Origin of the sequence: Aliiroseovarius sp. PrR006, assembly GCF_010500215.1 — a bacterium.
Classification (GTDB): domain Bacteria; phylum Pseudomonadota; class Alphaproteobacteria; order Rhodobacterales; family Rhodobacteraceae; genus Aliiroseovarius.
Window position 1 is genome coordinate 1,469,793 of the sequence record NZ_JAAGOY010000004.1, and the last position, 17,238, is coordinate 1,487,030.

A 17,238-nucleotide genomic window follows, 5' to 3' on the forward strand; every position below is an offset into this window, starting at 1 on the left:
TAAGATTTCGTTAGATTTCGCCGTCAATCCGCGCATACCCCTTAACCCTAGGGACAATTTACCGATCACGGGGTGAAACTCGGGTCGCTCAAAACGGAATACTATTGCATACCGAAATGCCAATTACGAAAGAATCAAGGGGCACATGCAGTCGTGCGTGCCGATAGTTACCCACCAGCGGATGACTGATTCTATACCTAAGGCCGTCCCTGCCGCGAGGCGCTGGGCTCGGGCACGCCAAGCCCTTCAAGAACCTTCAGCGGACGGCGTACCGCCTGCGCCAAACCGGGGCGCTTGGGTGCGGGGACTTGCTTGGTCACCTCGACCATAAGGACACCACCTGCAAGGATAACTGGCAACTGAAGCCCCGCGCGCTCCCAGAAAGTACCGGTCTTAAGCCAGAACCTCTTTCCTGACGGCGGCTGGTACAGGGATGACAGGTGTCGTTCGACCTGAAATCCATGCTCGCGCAATTGAGCTTCCAACTGCCCCAAGGAATAGGGGCGCCCATAGCCAAACGGCGTCGCATCCGACCGCGCCCATAGTCCAGCCCGGTTCGGGGTGATGAACAAGGCGCGACCACCGGGGCCGAGCACGCGATAGCATTCGTCAAGCAACTGGCTGGGCGTATCAGATGTCTCTAGCCCGTGCATCACCACCAGCCGATCCACGACCCCGGTATCCAAGGGCCACAATGTATCCTCGACCAGAACCGAGACATTCGGCATGCCAGCGGGCCACGGCATCACGCCCTGCGGCGCGGGCATCAAACCGACCACCCGACGTGCTGTCGACAAGTAGGGGCGCAGCAACGGCACGGCAAATCCGTAGCCCGCAACGGTCTGCCCCTTGGTCTGCGCCTCGGGCCACAATCCGACCACCTTATCGCGGATCGCCTTTTGCGCCGCGCGCCCCAACATGCTGCGGTAGTAGAAATTCCTCAGATCCTGCACATCAAGATGCATGACGCGTCAATCGGCCCCTGTCTGTTCAAGGCCGAGACTACCCGAACACAGATAAATTGGAATGCCTCATCTTCACTGCGAAGCGCGGCGCAGAACCAGTGCTAAATTGTTGGCTGGCATCTCGATCAAGTCCGCGCGGCGCAACCCGGCGTCGGACGCCCAGGCCTCGACTTTCTCAAGATCTTTGTACCCGATATGGGGATCGTGCGCCGTCAGGGACGCGTGGAACGTCTTGTCTCCTTCGCTGCGAAATGCCCCACCGGTTCGGAATGGGCCGTAAAGGAACCAATATGCGCCGGGCGCCAAGTTGCGTGCGACCCCAGCAATCACAGCGCGCGCGGTTGTCGCGTCGATCAAATGCATCAGATTCACGGTCACGATCATCGACATCGGCCCGGTACGCCATGACGGAGCGCTGGCATCCAACCACTGCGCCAACCGCATGTTCTCGACGCCCCTCTCGGCGCGCCAGGCATCAATGCTGTTCAGGCGATCAGGGTCGACATCGGTCGGCTGCCAGATCACGTCTGGGAAGTGCCCGGCATATTCAATGATATGCTCACCCGTGCCCGACGCAAGTTCCAACGCGACGCCTTGTTTCGGCACGTAAGGTCTCATGGCGTCTAGAATCGGAAACAAATTTCGGGACGCAGATGGCGCAGACATGCGACCATCTCCGCGCTTATGCGCGATCGAATGTGGTTTTTCTCCCGCCATTTTTACCCCTCGGGCGCATTACCAGTATTGAGGCTTCGGATCGTTTGAGCAAGACTGTTCACCCAACACGGAGAACCAATATGCTCGAGCTCGTCACAATTCCCTGCCTTTCGGATAATTATGCATTTTTGCTGCATGACGCCAAGTCAGGGAAAACAGCGCTGATCGACGCGCCCGAGACCCTGCCCATCGAGAACGAGCTGGAACAGCGCGGCTGGACCCTGTCCGAGATCTGGCTGACCCACCACCACTGGGATCATATTGACGGTGTCGCAGATCTGGTTGCCGCTACTGGTGCCCGCGTGATCGGGGCCGAGGCCGACAAGCATCGGCTGCCACCGTTGGATCATACGCTCACCCCCGGGACAAGTTTCGATTTCGCAGGCCACGAGGTTCAGGTGCTGGACGTACCCGGCCACACGATCGGCCACATTGCCTTCTACGTCCCCGCAGCCAAGGCCGCCTTCACTGGCGATAGCTTGATGGCAATGGGCTGTGGGCGTCTGTTCGAAGGCCGCCCCGAACAGATGTGGGACAGCCTGCAACGTCTGATGGCACTGCCAGCCGATACGCTGATCTGTTCTGGCCATGAATATACTGGCGGCAATATCTCGTTCGCGCTGACCATCGATCCCGGCAATGCCGCCCTGCGCGCACGCCGCGAACGGGTCGAAGCCGCCCGCGCTGACGGCCAGCCCACCGTCCCGTCCCTTCTGTCGGACGAGCTGGAGACCAACCCTTTTCTGCGCGCGCACTTGTCGTCCGTCAAAGCCGCCCTACATATGGAAACCGCAACCGACGCCGAGGTCTTTGCCGAGATCCGCGCCCGGAAAGACGATTTCTAAGGCAAATCTCAAGAAATCACGCTTGTGCGAGCAGAAATTGACCAAAAGGGTCTTGATAGCGACGCAAGGACAACCGAACCTTAATACTATGAGGCAACGGTAATAAGGCGAAGTAATCGCCAGCGATGTCCACCGCTGAACTTACGAGGAGTGCGCAACATGCCATCTTTTTCCAAACCCCTCGAAGAAGCCATCCATCAGGCATTGGCTTTGGCAAATGACCGCAAGCACGAGCTTGCGACGCTTGAGCACCTGCTGCTCGCGCTTCTGGACGAACCAGACGCGACGCGGGTGATGCAGGCGTGTTCGGTTGATCTGGACGTGCTGCGCAAAGTGCTGGTCGAGTTCATCGACGAAGAACTGACCACCCTGATCACCGACATCGAAGGCAACGAAGCGGTTCCCACCGCAGCGTTCCAGCGTGTAATCCAACGCGCTGCGATCCATGTCCAAAGCTCGGGCCGGACCGAAGTGACCGGCGCCAACGTGCTGGTCGCCATCTTTGCCGAGCGCGAATCGAACGCAGCCTTCTTCCTGCAAGAACAGGATATGACCCGCTATGACGCGGTGAACTATATCGCCCACGGTGTCGCGAAAGAGGCCGGATTTGGCGAAGCGCGCCCGATTTCGGGCTCGCCAGATTTCGATGACGAGGAAGTGCAAGATGCCCAGCCTGCCGAAGAAAACGACAGCGCGCTTGGGAAATACTGTGTCGACCTGAACGCCAAAGCCCGTGATGGCGACATCGATCCGCTGATCGGTCGCGCCCACGAGGTCGAGCGCTGCATTCAGGTGCTCTGCCGCCGCCGCAAGAACAACCCGCTTCTGGTGGGCGATCCCGGCGTGGGCAAGACCGCCATCGCAGAAGGTCTGGCCACCAAGATCATTGCTGGCGAAACGCCCGAGATCCTGTCGGAAACCACCATCTATTCGCTCGACATGGGCGCGTTGTTGGCCGGCACCCGTTATCGCGGTGATTTCGAAGAACGCCTGAAAGCCGTTATGAAAGAGCTTGAGGACCATCCAGATGCCGTTCTGTTCATCGACGAGATCCACACGGTGATCGGCGCGGGCGCCACCTCGGGCGGGGCAATGGATGCCTCGAACCTGCTGAAGCCTGCGCTTCAGGGCGGCAAGCTGCGCTGCATGGGCTCGACCACTTACAAGGAATTCCGCCAGCATTTCGAAAAAGACCGTGCACTGTCGCGTCGCTTCCAAAAGATCGACGTGAACGAGCCGACTGTCGATGATGCGGTGAAGATCCTTCAAGGGTTGAAGCCATATTTCGAGGAACATCACGGCGTGAAATACACCGCCGATGCGATCAAATCGGCCGTCGAACTGTCCGACCGCTATGTCAACGATCGCAAGCTGCCGGACAAGGCCATTGATGTGATCGACGAGGCCGGTGCCGCTCAGCATCTGCTGATCGCCTCGAAGCGTAAGAAAACCATCGGCACCAAGGAAATTGAGGCCGTGGTGGCCAAGATCGCCCGGATCCCGCCGAAGAGTGTTTCGAAAGATGACGCAGAAACCCTGCGCGATCTTGAGAAGTCTCTGAAGCGCGTCGTGTTCGGCCAAGATACTGCAATCGAGGCACTGTCCTCGGCCATCAAACTGGCGCGCGCCGGTCTGCGTGAGCCTGAAAAGCCCATCGGCAACTATCTGTTCGCCGGACCAACGGGTGTGGGCAAGACTGAGGTTGCCAAGCAACTTGCCGACAATCTGGGCGTCGAGCTTCTGCGCTTTGACATGTCCGAATATATGGAGAAACACGCCGTCAGCCGTCTGATCGGTGCACCTCCGGGCTATGTCGGGTTTGATCAGGGCGGTCTCTTGACTGACGGTGTCGACCAGCACCCGCATTGCGTGCTGCTGCTGGACGAGATCGAGAAAGCGCACCCGGATGTCTATAACATCCTGCTGCAGGTGATGGATAATGGCGAGCTGACCGACCATAACGGCCGCACCGTCAGCTTCCGCAACGTGGTCCTGATCATGACCTCGAACGCCGGTGCGTCCGAGCAAGCCAAGGCTGCCATCGGATTTGGCCGTGATCGTCGCGAGGGCGAAGATACCGCCGCCATCGAACGCACTTTCACGCCAGAATTCCGCAACCGTCTGGACGCCGTGATCAGCTTCGCACCGCTTGGTAAAGAGGTGATCCTGCAAGTGGTCGAGAAATTCGTGCTGCAGCTTGAGGCCCAGCTGATGGACCGTGGCGTGCATATCGAACTGACCCGTGCAGCTGCCGAATGGATTGCCGACAAGGGCTATGACGACCGCATGGGCGCCCGTCCCTTGGGGCGCGTGATCCAGGAACACATCAAGAAGCCGCTGGCCGAAGAACTGCTATTCGGCAAACTGGCGAAAGGTGGCTTGGTTCAGGTGGGCATCAAAGGCGGCAAATTGGAGCTTCGCTACGAAGAGCCCAAAGCCCCGCGCATCGGCCGCCGCAAGAAGCCCCCGCTTCTGCCCGCTGATTGATGCGCGCCCTCTGGGCTGCAACACTGATAACATGCGCTGCGGCCCCGGTTGCGGCGCGTGACCCCGTCCTCAGCTTCCCCGTTGCACGCACGCTGGGACAAGATTGTTCATCCAAAATTATGTAGATGCCGACCCCAGCGAGGGCGCGGCGGATTTCACCTGTGGGGCGCTGTCGTATGACGGGCACCAAGGAACGGATATCACGTTAACCTCGGGCTTGGCTGCGCTTGAAGGCGTAGTTGTCACTCCGGTTGCGCCCGGTGTGATGCGTCGGCTGCGCGACGGGGTCGAGGATCAGTTTTTCTCGACCACTCAAATGAGCAGGATTGCGGCAATGGAGTGCTGATTGACCACGGCGGTGGTTGGGAAAGCCAGTATTGCCACATGCGCGCGGGTAGCATCGCGGTCGAGGTCGGGCAGCGGGGCGACGGCTGCACGCAGAGAACATAATCCCAGGCACCTATCACGGCACAGCGACGTTGACGCAGGACGTGGATGTGATCGACCGCACCTCGACTGCAGCGACGCTGATGGCCCCTTAGCGTTCGGTCAGTTTCAGCTCAATCCGGCGATTTTCGGCGCGCGCCTCGGGTGTATCCGCAGGATTGACCGGGCGGTATTCCCCGAACCCCGTGGCAGCCAAACGGTCAGGCGGGAAGCCCAGCGCGTCGATCATATACTCGACCACAGACAGAGCCCGCGCCTGGCTAAGTTCCCAGTTATTGCGGAACGCCCCGCGCCCAGAGAGCGGCACGTTATCCGTATGACCGTCAACGCGGATCACCCAATCGACCTCGTCCGGGATTTCGCCCGCGACTTCGGACAGAAGCGAGGCCACGCGCGCAACTTGGGCGCGCCCTTCTGGCTGAAGCTCGGCGCGGGCGCTTTCAAACAGCACTTCAGACGAGAACACAAATCGGTCGCCCACGATCTGCACACCCTCACGGTTGCCCAGAACCTCGCGCAGCTTACCGAAGAATTCGGACCGATAAGCGGACAGCTCTTTGGCTTCGGCTTCAAGACGCTTGCGCTCGGCCTCTTCCAATTCTGCCCTGCGACGTTCTTCGGAGGCGACACGGGCTAGGGCCGCATTCAACTCGGACCCAAGTTTCTGGATCTGAACCTGTGCGGCCTGATCGCGGGCTGACCCATCGTCCAGAATGGCTTGCAAGCCGCCCAGTTGCGCCCGAAGGGCGGCGACCTGTTCGTTCAATAGCGCGATCTTGCGCTGGCTTTCCGCGCTTTCGGCTTCTTCCTCGGCCAGCGCCAAATTGGCGGCTGCCAACAGGCGCGCACGTTCTTCGGATTGGGTGAGCGTTTCGGTTGCAGCACGTTCGGCATTCAGACGCGCCGCCAGTTCCGCTTCAAGCCGATCGCGCAGTTCCGCAGAATCCGCCCCAGCAGTGGCCTGCTCTTCCAGCTGCAGCAAAGCCGACGCCAAGCGCTTGTCCAGATCCACGCCCGCCGCCTTGGCCGCGGCCAACAGGGTCAGCGTTTCCTCGGCCCGTTTGCGTTCTTCTTCAAGGGCCAAGGTCATCGCGGTCAACTCGGTATCCGCATTTTGCAGCCGTTCACGCAAGGCTTCGGCGGCAGCGGCCTCGGCCAATCGCCCAGCCTCTTCCTCGTCCAAGGCCGTCTGTCCCGCGGTCACCTTCACTTCCAGATCGGCGACCAAAGCTTCCAACGCCTCACGTTTGGCCGCGGCCAGACGCGCAGTTTCAGCACCAGCATCCACTTCGTCACGCGCTTTGGCCAAGGCCAGCTGCAATGCCTCTTGTTCGCTCAGTAATTGGGTGCGCACGGCCTCAAGATCTTCGACGGTCGCGCTTAGCGCTTCGCCCTCGGCCAACGCGCGGTCTCGTTCTGAGAGAAGCGTAGCCACCTGAGCTTCGAAACTGGTGATCGTCGCCGCCTGTGCCGCAAGCTCAGCGGCTTGATTCTCTGTCTGCGTGGTCAGTTGGGCAATCAATGCCGCCTGCGCATCGGATATCGAGCGCGCCTCGGTCAGGGTTGCGTTCAGCGTGCCGATCTCGCCCTGAAGGGACTCGGTCCGGTTGCGTTCCAGCCCCAGCGCATCCGCCAGCTCAGAAACTTGGGCTGACAATTCGTCAAGCTCGCTCGCCTGCCCCGATATCGTCTCGCGCAGGATGAATTGCACGATCATGAAGATCGTCAGGACGAACATCAGCACTAGCAAAAGTGCAGTCATGGCGTCCACGAAGCCGGGCCAGATGGACCCGCTGACGCGTTGGGTGGATCGGCGGGTCAGCGCCATGGCTTATTCCTGCTCCTGACCCGAGGCGACGCGGATCACATGGGTCAGAGTTGCCAGATCGCCGCGCAAGTCAGCCAGGCTTTCCTGCCGCCCCGCCTGCATTTCTTCCAAGATGCGCAGCATCTGCACATCGATCGAACGCAGACGCATGCGGCTTTCGGCGTCCACTTGCTCTTCTTCGGCCGTGGTATTGGCTTCGAGGATCTGACGCACGGCATCTTGGCTTTCGGCGATTTGCATCAACGCCTGTGTCTGCCCGTCGTCCTGTGCAAGCTGGTTGGTCAATGCTTCGACATTGTTCGCCAGCGCCCGCAGCCGTTCATCCATCATCGTGCGTTGTGCATCTGTTTGGACGAACATGGTCTGCATGGTTTCGATCTGTTCGGCCAGAATGCCCAGATAGGCCCCGGCCTCGGACGCGTCTTCACTGTCGCCCGACGCGTAGCTGAGCTTGGTAATGGTCGACAGCCACTCTTCGAGTTGGCGATAGAAACGGTTCTGACCGTGACCTGCAAACAGCTCCATCAAACCGACAACCAGCGACCCGGCAAGCCCCAATAGCGAGGATGAGAACGCCGTGCCCATGCCGCCCAGCTGCTCTTCCAGCCCGGTCATCAGGCGGTTGAACACCTCGACCCCGCCTTCACCCTCCCCCGGCGCAAGCGAGCGGATGGTTTCGACCACTGCAGGCACGGTCGTTGCAAGGCCAAAGAACGTGCCCAGAAGGCCAAGGAAAATCAGCAGGTTGACGATATAGCGCGTGATGTCGCGCGCTTCGTCGATACGGGTAGCGATACTGTCGAGGATCGAGCGCGAGGACGACGCCCCGATCTGCAATTGCGTCCCCCGGTTCGAGCGCATCAGGGCTGCCAGCGACGCCAGCAGGCGCGGAGCGCGATCCGGATCGTGACTGTCGCGATGTTCAACGAAACCTTCGATCCAACTGACCGACGCAAAGACTTGCCAGACCTGCCAAAAACAGGCCAGCAAACCGATGATGAAGACAAACAGGATGAACCCGTTCAGATACAGGTTCGCCATGAACACAGGCATAACATGCGGCAACGCCACGAACGTGCCGAAGCCGACAAGGCCCAAGGCCACCAGCATCAGAAAGATCTGACGCACGGGTTGAGTGAAAGACGGCTCGATGCCTTTTCTTCTGGGCGCAGTCAGCGTCCCGCGATCCGGGTGATCCATGCGGGGTAAGTCCTTGTCGCCATTATTAATGGCGTCAGGATAGGCAGGTTTTCATTTCCTGCCAAGCTTTCTATCCGCGGAATTCAACCACCCGTCAACGCGCGGACTTGGCGCGACAACCACGACAGATCATCGTCTTCGATCCCAAGCTCGGTCAGGTGGCTTGCGGTGTTATAAAGGTACTCGGTATTCGGCCCCCTGCCCCCAACCGCGGTCGAGATGATCTGGGCCTGCTCGTCCAGTTCAATTTGGCAATATTGCACGTGATCCGGGTCAATCACATAAGTCACAGCCTCGACCCGGCGCCCATCGCGCAGGTCGATCATCAGCCGTTTTTCCAGATATGCCGAGGAGACTAGCTCGCGCTCGCGCAGGTCAGCCATGGTCTGGTCATAGGTGCCGGGACGGGCGCGGAAGGCTAGACCTTGGCAATGCGCACCGGCCAGTTCATCAAGCGCCAGCACCAGACCTGGATGGTCTTCCGTCCCGCGGTGATGGATCGAACGCATGCAGAAGCTTCGGTGATAATCTGGCAATGTGGCCACCAACGCTTCGTCATGGTCGAAGCCGGGGTTCCACATCAAAGAACCATAGCCAAATACCCACAAATCGCCGTTACTCATTTCACTCGCCCTTCCGTCCTTCGCGCAGTACACACGCCTATAAGCATGTATGGTGCAAAAAGGGAATTAAAGATGCGTAAGCTGGTTGTGATTGCAGTGGTTCTGGCGGGGCTTTGGTCCGGATATTGGTTTATCGGCGCAAAGGGTGCCGAAAGCGCGTTTACCACCTGGATCGAGGATCGCCGCGCCGATGGCTGGGTATCGCAGGCGCAGGATATCTCGACCCGCGGATTTCCCAACCGGTTCGACACGGTCTTCACCGGGCTGGAACTGGCCGATCCGGACACAGGACTGGCATGGCGCGCGGACGAGTTTCAGATCCTTGCCCTGTCGTATCAACCCAATCACGTAATCGCGGTCTGGCCGGGGCAACAGGTCGTGTCCTCACCGCTGCAAAACATCACCTTTCAGGCCGATAGTTTCAAAGGATCTCTAGTCTTCGATCCCAGCCCCGACCTTCCGCTGGATCGCAGCTCGATCGTGATCGAGAACCTGACCATGCAATCCAACGCGGGCTGGACTGCCGGGCTTGAGGCCGGGCAGATCGCAACGCGCAAATCCTCGGCCGCGCCGAACCGGCACGACATCCATTTCGAGGCAACCGGCCTGATGCCCGCCTCGTCCTTCGTTCAGGGATTTGGCAATGGCGATCTGCTGCCTTCCTTATTTGAACGCGCGCTTCTGAAGGCCAGCGTCAATTTTACCGGACCTTGGGACCGGCATGCTGTCGAAACCGCACGTCCGCAGATCACCCGGATCGAAATCAGCGATTTGGACGCAACATGGGGCGAGTTGGGGCTGAAAGCTGTTGGCGCGGTGGACGTGGACGAGCGTGGCATTCCCACGGGCGAGGTTGCAATCAAGGCCAAGAACTGGCGCAAAATGATCGAGATCGCAGAAGCCTCGGGCACCATCGCGCCTGAACTGGTTAGCACGGTCACTGGCGCACTCCAGTTCGTGGCGGGGCTGTCGGGCAATTCGGAAACCTTGGATGTGACCCTGAGACTGTCTGGCGGGGCAGTGTTCCTTGGCCCGATCCCCATCGGCACGGCCCCGATCATCAAGATCAGGTAAGGCCTAGCGGCAGTACGCGCCGCTGCGATAGCGGGCGGTATCAAAATGGAAATGGTCCTGATGGTACTTGTCCGCATTAGGGCCAAGCACCGTCCCGAACGGACCGCAGGCAGCTTTGTGCATCTTCTTCAGTACTTTGCCATGAACAGGGTCACGCCAGCCCCGCAGCACTGACAGCTCAGCCCCGTTTTTCAAACGGATACCGGCAATGTCCACCGCGCGGCCCTTGCCGTGTTCGCTGATCCTCGCGCCACGTTTGTTGTTGCGGGTGCGGCAGGCGTAATGCGCGACGACGCGCAGTGATGACGGACCGCCACCCAGACGACCGACGGCCGGGAAAACGCCATTGCGCACCCAGCTGTTCAAGGCTTTGGCTGTGGTACAGTCCATCACTGCCGCTTGGCTCAGTTTTACACCTGACACCTCGGTCACGCGCACGGGGGATGAAATACCGCAGCCGTTGATCTTGCCCGGAATGGCCGAAATCGCCTGCCCCTTGATCTCGTTCACACCGCAGATCCGCCCGCGACGGTTTGAGGTTGCAGGCTTTGGTGTCGAGGATGCAATTCTACGCACAAAGCCCTTTGGGCGGCTGATGGGGCGGAGTGACGTTGTTACGGCAAGCATCGTCGCCTCGGTGCGGCGCACGGGAACAACAATTGGCGTCAACATCGGGCGCGCCATCGGGCGAATTGACGTCGACAGCAGCTGCAGTTCAGTCACAATCGGTCGCGGTTTTGGACGAAGCGTTTCGGCCTGTGCTGTTACAGCTCCGACGAAGGCCGCAAGAGCAAGCATCCCGACCTGCCCGATCACCTTTCCGCGAATGAAACGCGTTGCCATAGCTTCGTGTACCAGCCTACTCGTGTTTGACCGAACGTCCGAAATCAGGTGCGTCCGTATCCTGTCCTGCTTCGATAATGCCACGGCGGATGGCACGGGTGCGAGTGAAATAGTCAAACAGGTGGTCGCCATCGCCCGTGCGGATGGCACGCTGCAGGGCAAACAGTTCTTCGGTGAAGCGACCAAGGATTTCTAAGGTCGCGTCTTTGTTGGACAAAAACACGTCGCGCCACATGGTCGGATCGGACGCGGCAATGCGCGTAAAGTCGCGGAAACCTGCCGCCGAGTAGTTGATCACCTCGGTATCGGTCACGCGGCTTAGGTCATCGGCCACGCCCACCATCGTGTAGGCGATCAGGTGCGGCGCGTGGCTGGTGACGGCCAGAACCAGATCGTGGTGATCGGCATCCATCATATCGACATTCGCGCCCATGCCTTCCCAGAGGTCGCAAAGACGCTGGGTCGCAGCCTCATCCGCGCCGTTCGGCACAAGGATGCACCAGCGGTTGTCGTAAAGCTCGGCAAAGCCCGAGCGCGGGCCGCTGTGTTCGGTCCCTGCAAGCGGGTGACCGGGGATGAAGTGGACGCTGTCCGGCAGATGCGGCGACACGGCTTCGATGACCGCACCCTTGACCGAGCCCACATCCGTGACAGTTGCGCCGGCTTTCAGAATTGGTCCGATCTCTTGCGCCACGGGGCCCATCGCGCCCACGGGCACGGCCAGAACCACAAGATCCGCACCTTCCGCAGCCTCGGCAGCGGTGTCCACGACACGATCACAAAACCCGACTGCGCGCGCGACATCACGTGTTTCGGCGGAACGGGCGGTGCCAACGATTTCGCCGGCCAAACCACCGCGCCGCATCGCATGTGCCATCGACGACGCGATCAGGCCAAGGCCGATCAGGGCCACGCGTTGGTAAATCACACTCATGATTTTTTCCCCTCGGACTTGCTGTCATCCGACGCAGGTACGACACCTTTGAACCGCCCGACCATATGTGCGACACGGCGACAGGATGCCTCGTCCCCGATGGTGATACGCAGATAGTTTGGCAGGCCGTAGCCTGCGACGCGGCGCACGATAATGCCTTCGCTTTGCAGGAAGTCGTCACAGGCGTTCGCCTCGTTCGCATCTGCAAAACGCGCAAGGATAAAGTTGGCGCAAGAGGTGTCGGACGGCACGCCCAACTCGGCAAGTGCTTCGGCCAGCCATGCACGCAGACGTGTATTTTCACGCAGGCAGCGTTCCACATGCTCGCTATCGCCCAGCGCGGCTTCGGCGGCATCCAGCTGCGGCATCGACAGGTTGAATGGCCCACGTACGCGGTTCAACACGCCGATTACCTCGGCCGAGGCATAGCCCCATCCGATGCGCAGCCCGCCCAGACCATACATCTTCGAGAACGTGCGCGTCATAACCACATTCGGGAACTTCTCGACCAACGAGGCACCGCCATCGAAACCTTCGACATATTCGGCATAGGCGCCATCAATGACCATCAACACATCGTCAGGAAGCTCGCGTGCCAGACGCGACAGATCGGCCCGGCTGACCATTGTGCCCGTCGGGTTACCCGGATTGGTCACGAACACCAGTGATGTTTTGGGCGTTACCGCCTTCAGGATCTCGTCTACGTCCACCATGCGCTCGCGTTCCGGCACCATCACCGGCGTCGCGCCCGCCGCAAGGGCCGAAATCTTGTACATCGAGAACCCGTGCTCGGTATAAATCACTTCGGTCTCGGGGCCGCTATAGCATTGGCACAGAAAGGTAATGACCTCGTCCGAGCCGACACCGCAGATGATCCGCTCGGGATCCAGACCGTGCAGTTTGCCAATCGCCGCCCGCAGGCTGGCGTGGTCGGTGTTTGGATAGCGATGCAGCGCATGACCTGCCTTTTGAAACGCTTCAACAGCAAGCGGGCTTGGCCCAAACGGGTTTTCGTTCGAGCTGAGCTTGATCACATTCGACATTCCGTCGATGCCCGAGGCACCGCCGACATAGGGCTTGATCTGCATGATCCCCGGCTGGGGCACAGGTTTCGTCATGACTTGGCCTTTCGTTCGTACGCGGGTTTTAGACTTTGTCCAAATTCAAGACCAGCGATGTTTGGGGCGGGTCGTATTTTTCAAATAGGATGGCAAATTGGCCGCATATTGTGACCGCAAACAAAAAAAGGGCCGCGACTGGCGCGGCCCTTTGGAATTCTTCTGGTACGGCGAAGATTAGTTCTTCGCGTAGAATTCGACCACGAGGTTCGGTTCCATCACCACCGGATAAGGCACGTCCGACAGGCCGGGGGTGCGGGTGAAGGTGGCGGTCATTTTCGAATGGTCAGCTTCCAGGTAGTCGGGAACGTCGCGTTCAGCCAGACCAACAGCTTCCAGAACCAGAGCCATCTGCTTGGACTTGTCACGAACTTCGATGACGTCGCCTTCTTTAACGCGGTACGAAGGAATGTTTACCTTCTTGCCGTTCACGGTCACGTGGCCGTGGTTCACGAACTGACGTGCAGCGAAAACGGTCGGAACGAACTTGGCGCGGTACACAACAGCGTCCAGGCGGCGCTCCAGCAGACCGATCAGGTTTTCACCGGTATCGCCTTTTACACGCTCGGCTTCACCATAGATACGACGGAACTGTTTCTCGGTCAGGTCGCCGTAGTAGCCTTTCAGCTTCTGCTTGGCGCGCAGCTGCAGACCGAAGTCCGACATTTTGCCCTTGCGGCGCTGGCCGTGCTGGCCGGGGCCGTATTCACGACGGTTTACCGGCGACTTCGGACGTCCCCAGATGTTTTCGCCCATACGGCGGTCAATTTTGTACTTGGCAGCAGTTCTTTTGGTCATCTGCTGATCTCCTTCATTAAGTTTCGAAGGGCGTTGTCCTCTGGCTTGCGCCTGACAGGGATCCCCTTGCGGGGGCCACCAACACCAATGAAAACCGGCCCCTCGCGGGACCGGATTGGGGGCTTATAGCGCTGTGGGCGGTGGAGTCAATGACTAGGCCACGCCAAATTCGACTGAATCTTCGTGGATTACGTGCCGCGCCGAAGCGGCATAATCAGCCATTTCGTCCAGCTGCGGGAACAGGGCCTTCAGCCGCAGGCGATGCTCGGTCATCGTTGCGTCCAGATCCGCAAATGCGGGGTGCAGACTTTCTAATGGGACACCATTGGCCCAGATCACCTCGTGGCGCCCAAGAAGCACCTGATAGAATGAAACCTCGGACGCATTACGGTCAGACGAGATCAGGCTTCCATCCACAAGATCCTCGGCACTTGCAAAGACTTCATCCTGTCCAAGCAACTGCTTCGCCCGCATGCCGGATACAAGGATCTGCTGATGCGGCGCCACCAGAAGGTCCGCATCCGGTTGACCGGGACGGATCGCACCGGCCCGAAGGCGGATCGGTTTCGCTTCCGGCTCAACCATCATACGCGCCTCAGAGAGCTGGCGCCGTCCCACCCAAAGAACAGGCTGACCGCCATGTTCACGGGTCAAAACCACGCTGCCTTCACGCAATTCCTCGACGGCACATTCGCCGGACGGGGTTCGCACGCGGGTGCCTTGCGAAAGAATGGCAACACCCGAGGGCAGTTCGGTCAGCTGGTCGCCCTGCGTCGCGACCATATTGGCGCGCACAACACGCAATGTCGTTTCCGGGCGCGGCATGGATCCCGCGAAAACCAAAAGCGGACTGCCCCCGTTTGGCGACACCACAACAGACACACGATAGCTGTCATACCCGTCCGTGAGTTCAAATCCCACATTCAGCCTTGGATCATCCTCTGCCAACATTTCCAGTCCGGCGGCACCGACGGTGGCCGCTCCGACAAGCTGGTGTGCAAAGATGGCGGCGCGGCGCCGTTTGTCGACCTGATCCCCGACGTTCTGCAGCAGCGCAAGCTCGCGTGTTCTGTCAAGGCGTACTGCCTCGCCGCCCCATTCCCAGTCTGATCCTGTGGTGAGTGATTGCAAAGGCGCATTGGGGGTCAAGTTGACCCTTGTTTGCGCCCATGAAATTACGAAAGTGCCTTCGTAGCCCGTATTCATGGTTATACCTGCCATTATATTTGTTTTTTGGAAGGGTATCACGGGCGAATCACCCTGATAAGTCTTTTGTCATCGCCCTGCTGCTGCTGTCGCAGTTGAGTCACAAAACCCACAGTTTGGTCACGTGCGGGCCAGCCGAAACGCCCCCCTTGCGCCACACATCCACGATTGGTAACAATTTTTTACCAGCGCAGGAGCACACCATGCCCATCATCACGGAAATCGAAGATCTGCGACGTATCTACAAACGGCGCGTGCCTAAAATGTTCTATGACTACGCCGAAAGTGGCAGTTGGACCGAGCAAACCTTCCGCGAAAACACCTCGGATTTTGACAAGATCTATTTCCGCCAGCGTGTCGCGGTGGATATGGACAACCGCTCGACACGCTCCACCATGCTGGGGCAAAATGTGTCGATGCCTGTGGCCTTGGCACCCGTCGGCCTGACAGGCATGCAATGCGCCGATGGTGAAATCAAAGCCGCCAAAGCTGCCGAAGATTTCGGAGTGCCGTTCACCTTGTCCACCATGTCAATCTGCTCGATCGAGGATGTAGCCGAGAACACCAGCGCGCCCTTCTGGTTTCAGGTCTATACGCTGAAAGACGACGATTTCATGCGTCGCCTATTCGATCGCGCGCGCGCCGCGAACTGCCCCGCCATCGTGGTGACGGTCGATTTGCAGGTGCTGGGTCAGCGTCACAAGGATCTGAAGAATGGCCTGTCTGCCCCGCCCAAGCTGACGGTGAAATCTGTGGCCGACATGATGACCAAGGTGCAGTGGGGGCTGGGGATGCTCGGCACCAAGCGACGCTTCTTCGGCAACATTGTCGGACATGCGGAGGGGGTCGAGGACCCGTCATCCCTGCACACTTGGACCGCGCAGGCCTTTGACCCGTCATTGGACTGGGACCGCATCAAGCAGTTCAAAAAGATGTGGGACGGTCCGATGATCGTCAAAGGCATCATGGAGCCGGAAGATGCCATCGCCGCAGTGAACGCCGGGGCAGATGCCATCATCGTTTCGAACCACGGCGGGCGCCAGCTGGATGGCACGCTCAGCTCGATCCGTGCACTGCCTGCCATTCTGGACGCGGTGGGTGACAAGGTCGAAGTGCATCTGGACAGTGGCATTCGTTCCGGTCAGGACGTGTTGAAGGCCATCGCGATGGGTGCCAAGGGCACCTATATCGGGCGGGCTTTTACCTATGGCCTGGGTGCCATGGGGCAAGAAGGTGTAACGCGCGCGCTCGAGGTGCTGCACAAGGAAATGGATATCTCGATGGCCTTCTGTGGCCACACGGACATCAACACGGTTGACCGGAATATCCTGCGCATTCCCAAGGGTTTCTCGGGCGATTGGGAAGACTGAACCACCCTCCTTACAAGTTCAGGCTGGCTGACTTTGCGTTGGCCAGCCTAGAAATAACTACGCACCAACGCTCCAGAAATCAGCGTCCACCCATCGGCCACCACGAAGAAGGCCAGTTTAAAGGGCAGTGATACGATGGCGGGCGGCACCATCATCATCCCCATCGACATCAGAATGGCCGCCACGACGAGGTCAATAATCAGGAACGGCAGGAACACCAGAAAACCAATCTGAAAGGCACGTTCGACCTCGGACAGCAGGAAGGACGGCACCAGCAGCGATAGGGGCGACGTGCCCGTCAAATCCACATTCGCGGTTTCTTCGCGCAAGGTCGCGAGGTGAGTAAAGGTTTCGGGATCAATGCGATTGGCCATGAAAATACGGAACGGCTCGAGGGCCGCGGTGAAGGCGGGTTCAAGCTCCATCCGCCCTTCGGAAAAGGGTTGCGCGCCCTTGACCCACGCCTCCATGAACACGGGTTCCATGATGAAATAGGTCAAGAACAGCGCAAGGCTGATGATCAGCATATTCGGCGGCGACTGCTGCAAGCCGATCGCCTGTCTGAGGATCGACAGCACCGTGACCAAAAACGGGAAGCAAGTGATCATGATCGCCAGCCCCGGCACGATGCTGAGTAACGTGACCAGAACGAAAATCTGGATCGTGCGCGTAGCCAGCGATCCGTCGTCGCCCAGCGAGATCGAGATATCCTGCGCCAGCCCCGCATCCCCGGACGCGATCCACATCACACCGGCCAGCAGCCAGCACAGCCCTGTCATCCAC

The 17,238-nt window shown here is 59.4% G+C and carries 17 protein-coding genes; 6 read left to right on the forward strand and 11 right to left on the reverse strand.

The window, feature by feature from the left end; translation table 11 throughout:
* Nucleotides 1–197 precede the first annotated feature (197 nt).
* Entirely contained in the window at nt 198–965 is a 768-nt protein-coding gene (locus G0Q00_RS07180) for a class I SAM-dependent methyltransferase (RefSeq protein WP_163037705.1), read from the reverse strand.
* A gap of 72 nt (nt 966–1,037) precedes the next feature.
* Entirely contained in the window at nt 1,038–1,682 is a 645-nt protein-coding gene (locus tag G0Q00_RS07185) for a DUF938 domain-containing protein (RefSeq protein WP_163037707.1), read from the reverse strand.
* Between the two features lie 80 nt (nt 1,683–1,762).
* Between G0Q00_RS07185 and gloB the strand changes: the two genes are divergently transcribed.
* From gloB to G0Q00_RS15870, 4 genes are all read left to right on the forward strand, one after another.
* The gene (gene gloB, locus G0Q00_RS07190; protein WP_163037709.1) at nt 1,763–2,527 is read left to right on the forward strand and encodes a hydroxyacylglutathione hydrolase; all 765 of its coding nucleotides are present in this window, start codon (nt 1,763–1,765) and stop codon (nt 2,525–2,527) included.
* 159 nt (nt 2,528–2,686) lie between these two features.
* Entirely contained in the window at nt 2,687–5,014 is a 2,328-nt protein-coding gene (gene clpA / locus G0Q00_RS07195) for an ATP-dependent Clp protease ATP-binding subunit ClpA (RefSeq protein WP_163037711.1), read from the forward strand.
* A gap of 103 nt (nt 5,015–5,117) precedes the next feature.
* Nucleotides 5,118–5,360, forward strand: coding sequence for a hypothetical protein (locus G0Q00_RS07200; protein WP_163037713.1), 243 nt, complete (start codon nt 5,118–5,120; stop codon nt 5,358–5,360).
* Complete coding sequence (locus G0Q00_RS15870) at nt 5,354–5,464, forward strand: M23 family metallopeptidase (protein ID WP_163037715.1); 111 nt, start codon at nt 5,354–5,356, stop codon at nt 5,462–5,464. The genes G0Q00_RS07200 and G0Q00_RS15870 overlap by 7 nt, the downstream gene beginning before the upstream one ends.
* 88 nt (nt 5,465–5,552) lie before the next feature.
* Here G0Q00_RS15870 and G0Q00_RS07210 read toward each other — a convergent pair whose 3' ends face one another.
* The 3 genes from G0Q00_RS07210 to G0Q00_RS07220 form a co-directional block, all read right to left on the reverse strand.
* Nucleotides 5,553–7,289: a peptidoglycan -binding protein gene (locus tag G0Q00_RS07210; RefSeq protein ID WP_163037717.1), complete on the reverse strand. Its 1,737-nt coding sequence runs from the start codon at nt 7,287–7,289 to the stop codon at nt 5,553–5,555.
* A 3-nt stretch (nt 7,290–7,292) separates the two neighbouring features.
* Nucleotides 7,293–8,489, reverse strand: coding sequence for a biopolymer transporter ExbB (locus G0Q00_RS07215; RefSeq protein WP_163037719.1), 1,197 nt, complete (start codon nt 8,487–8,489; stop codon nt 7,293–7,295).
* An 83-nt stretch (nt 8,490–8,572) separates the two neighbouring features.
* On the reverse strand, nt 8,573–9,112 hold the full coding sequence (locus G0Q00_RS07220) for a gamma-glutamylcyclotransferase (RefSeq protein WP_203564909.1): 540 nt from the start codon (nt 9,110–9,112) through the stop codon (nt 8,573–8,575).
* A gap of 72 nt (nt 9,113–9,184) precedes the next feature.
* Between G0Q00_RS07220 and G0Q00_RS07225 the strand changes: the two genes are divergently transcribed.
* Complete coding sequence (locus tag G0Q00_RS07225) at nt 9,185–10,186, forward strand: DUF2125 domain-containing protein (protein ID WP_163037721.1); 1,002 nt, start codon at nt 9,185–9,187, stop codon at nt 10,184–10,186.
* A 3-nt stretch (nt 10,187–10,189) separates the two neighbouring features.
* Here the strand turns inward: G0Q00_RS07225 and G0Q00_RS07230 are convergent, their stop codons facing one another.
* The 5 genes from G0Q00_RS07230 to G0Q00_RS07250 form a co-directional block, all read right to left on the reverse strand.
* A complete protein-coding gene (locus tag G0Q00_RS07230) occupies nt 10,190–11,029 on the reverse strand; it encodes an extensin family protein (protein ID WP_163037723.1) in 840 nt (279 codons plus the stop codon).
* A 16-nt stretch (nt 11,030–11,045) separates the two neighbouring features.
* Entirely contained in the window at nt 11,046–11,963 is a 918-nt protein-coding gene (locus G0Q00_RS07235; protein WP_163037725.1) for a prephenate/arogenate dehydrogenase family protein, read from the reverse strand.
* Nucleotides 11,960–13,081 carry a histidinol-phosphate transaminase gene (hisC, locus tag G0Q00_RS07240; protein ID WP_163037727.1) on the reverse strand — a complete coding sequence of 374 codons (1,122 nt, stop codon included), beginning with the start codon at nt 13,079–13,081 and terminating at the stop codon, nt 11,960–11,962. The genes G0Q00_RS07235 and hisC overlap by 4 nt, the downstream gene beginning before the upstream one ends.
* A 177-nt stretch (nt 13,082–13,258) precedes the next feature.
* Complete coding sequence (gene rpsD / locus G0Q00_RS07245) at nt 13,259–13,879, reverse strand: 30S ribosomal protein S4 (RefSeq protein ID WP_163037730.1); 621 nt, start codon at nt 13,877–13,879, stop codon at nt 13,259–13,261.
* 153 nt (nt 13,880–14,032) lie between these two features.
* On the reverse strand, nt 14,033–15,010 hold the full coding sequence (locus G0Q00_RS07250) for a Hint domain-containing protein (protein ID WP_163037732.1): 978 nt from the start codon (nt 15,008–15,010) through the stop codon (nt 14,033–14,035).
* A gap of 278 nt (nt 15,011–15,288) precedes the next feature.
* Here G0Q00_RS07250 and G0Q00_RS07255 point away from each other — a divergent pair, with 278 nt between their 5' ends.
* Complete coding sequence (locus G0Q00_RS07255) at nt 15,289–16,455, forward strand: alpha-hydroxy acid oxidase (RefSeq protein ID WP_163037734.1); 1,167 nt, start codon at nt 15,289–15,291, stop codon at nt 16,453–16,455.
* 47 nt (nt 16,456–16,502) lie between these two features.
* On the opposite strand, the gene fliP is transcribed toward G0Q00_RS07255, so the two are convergent.
* A complete protein-coding gene (fliP, locus tag G0Q00_RS07260; RefSeq protein ID WP_370458550.1) occupies nt 16,503–17,234 on the reverse strand; it encodes a flagellar type III secretion system pore protein FliP in 732 nt (243 codons plus the stop codon).
* Nucleotides 17,235–17,238: the final 4 nt, after the last annotated feature.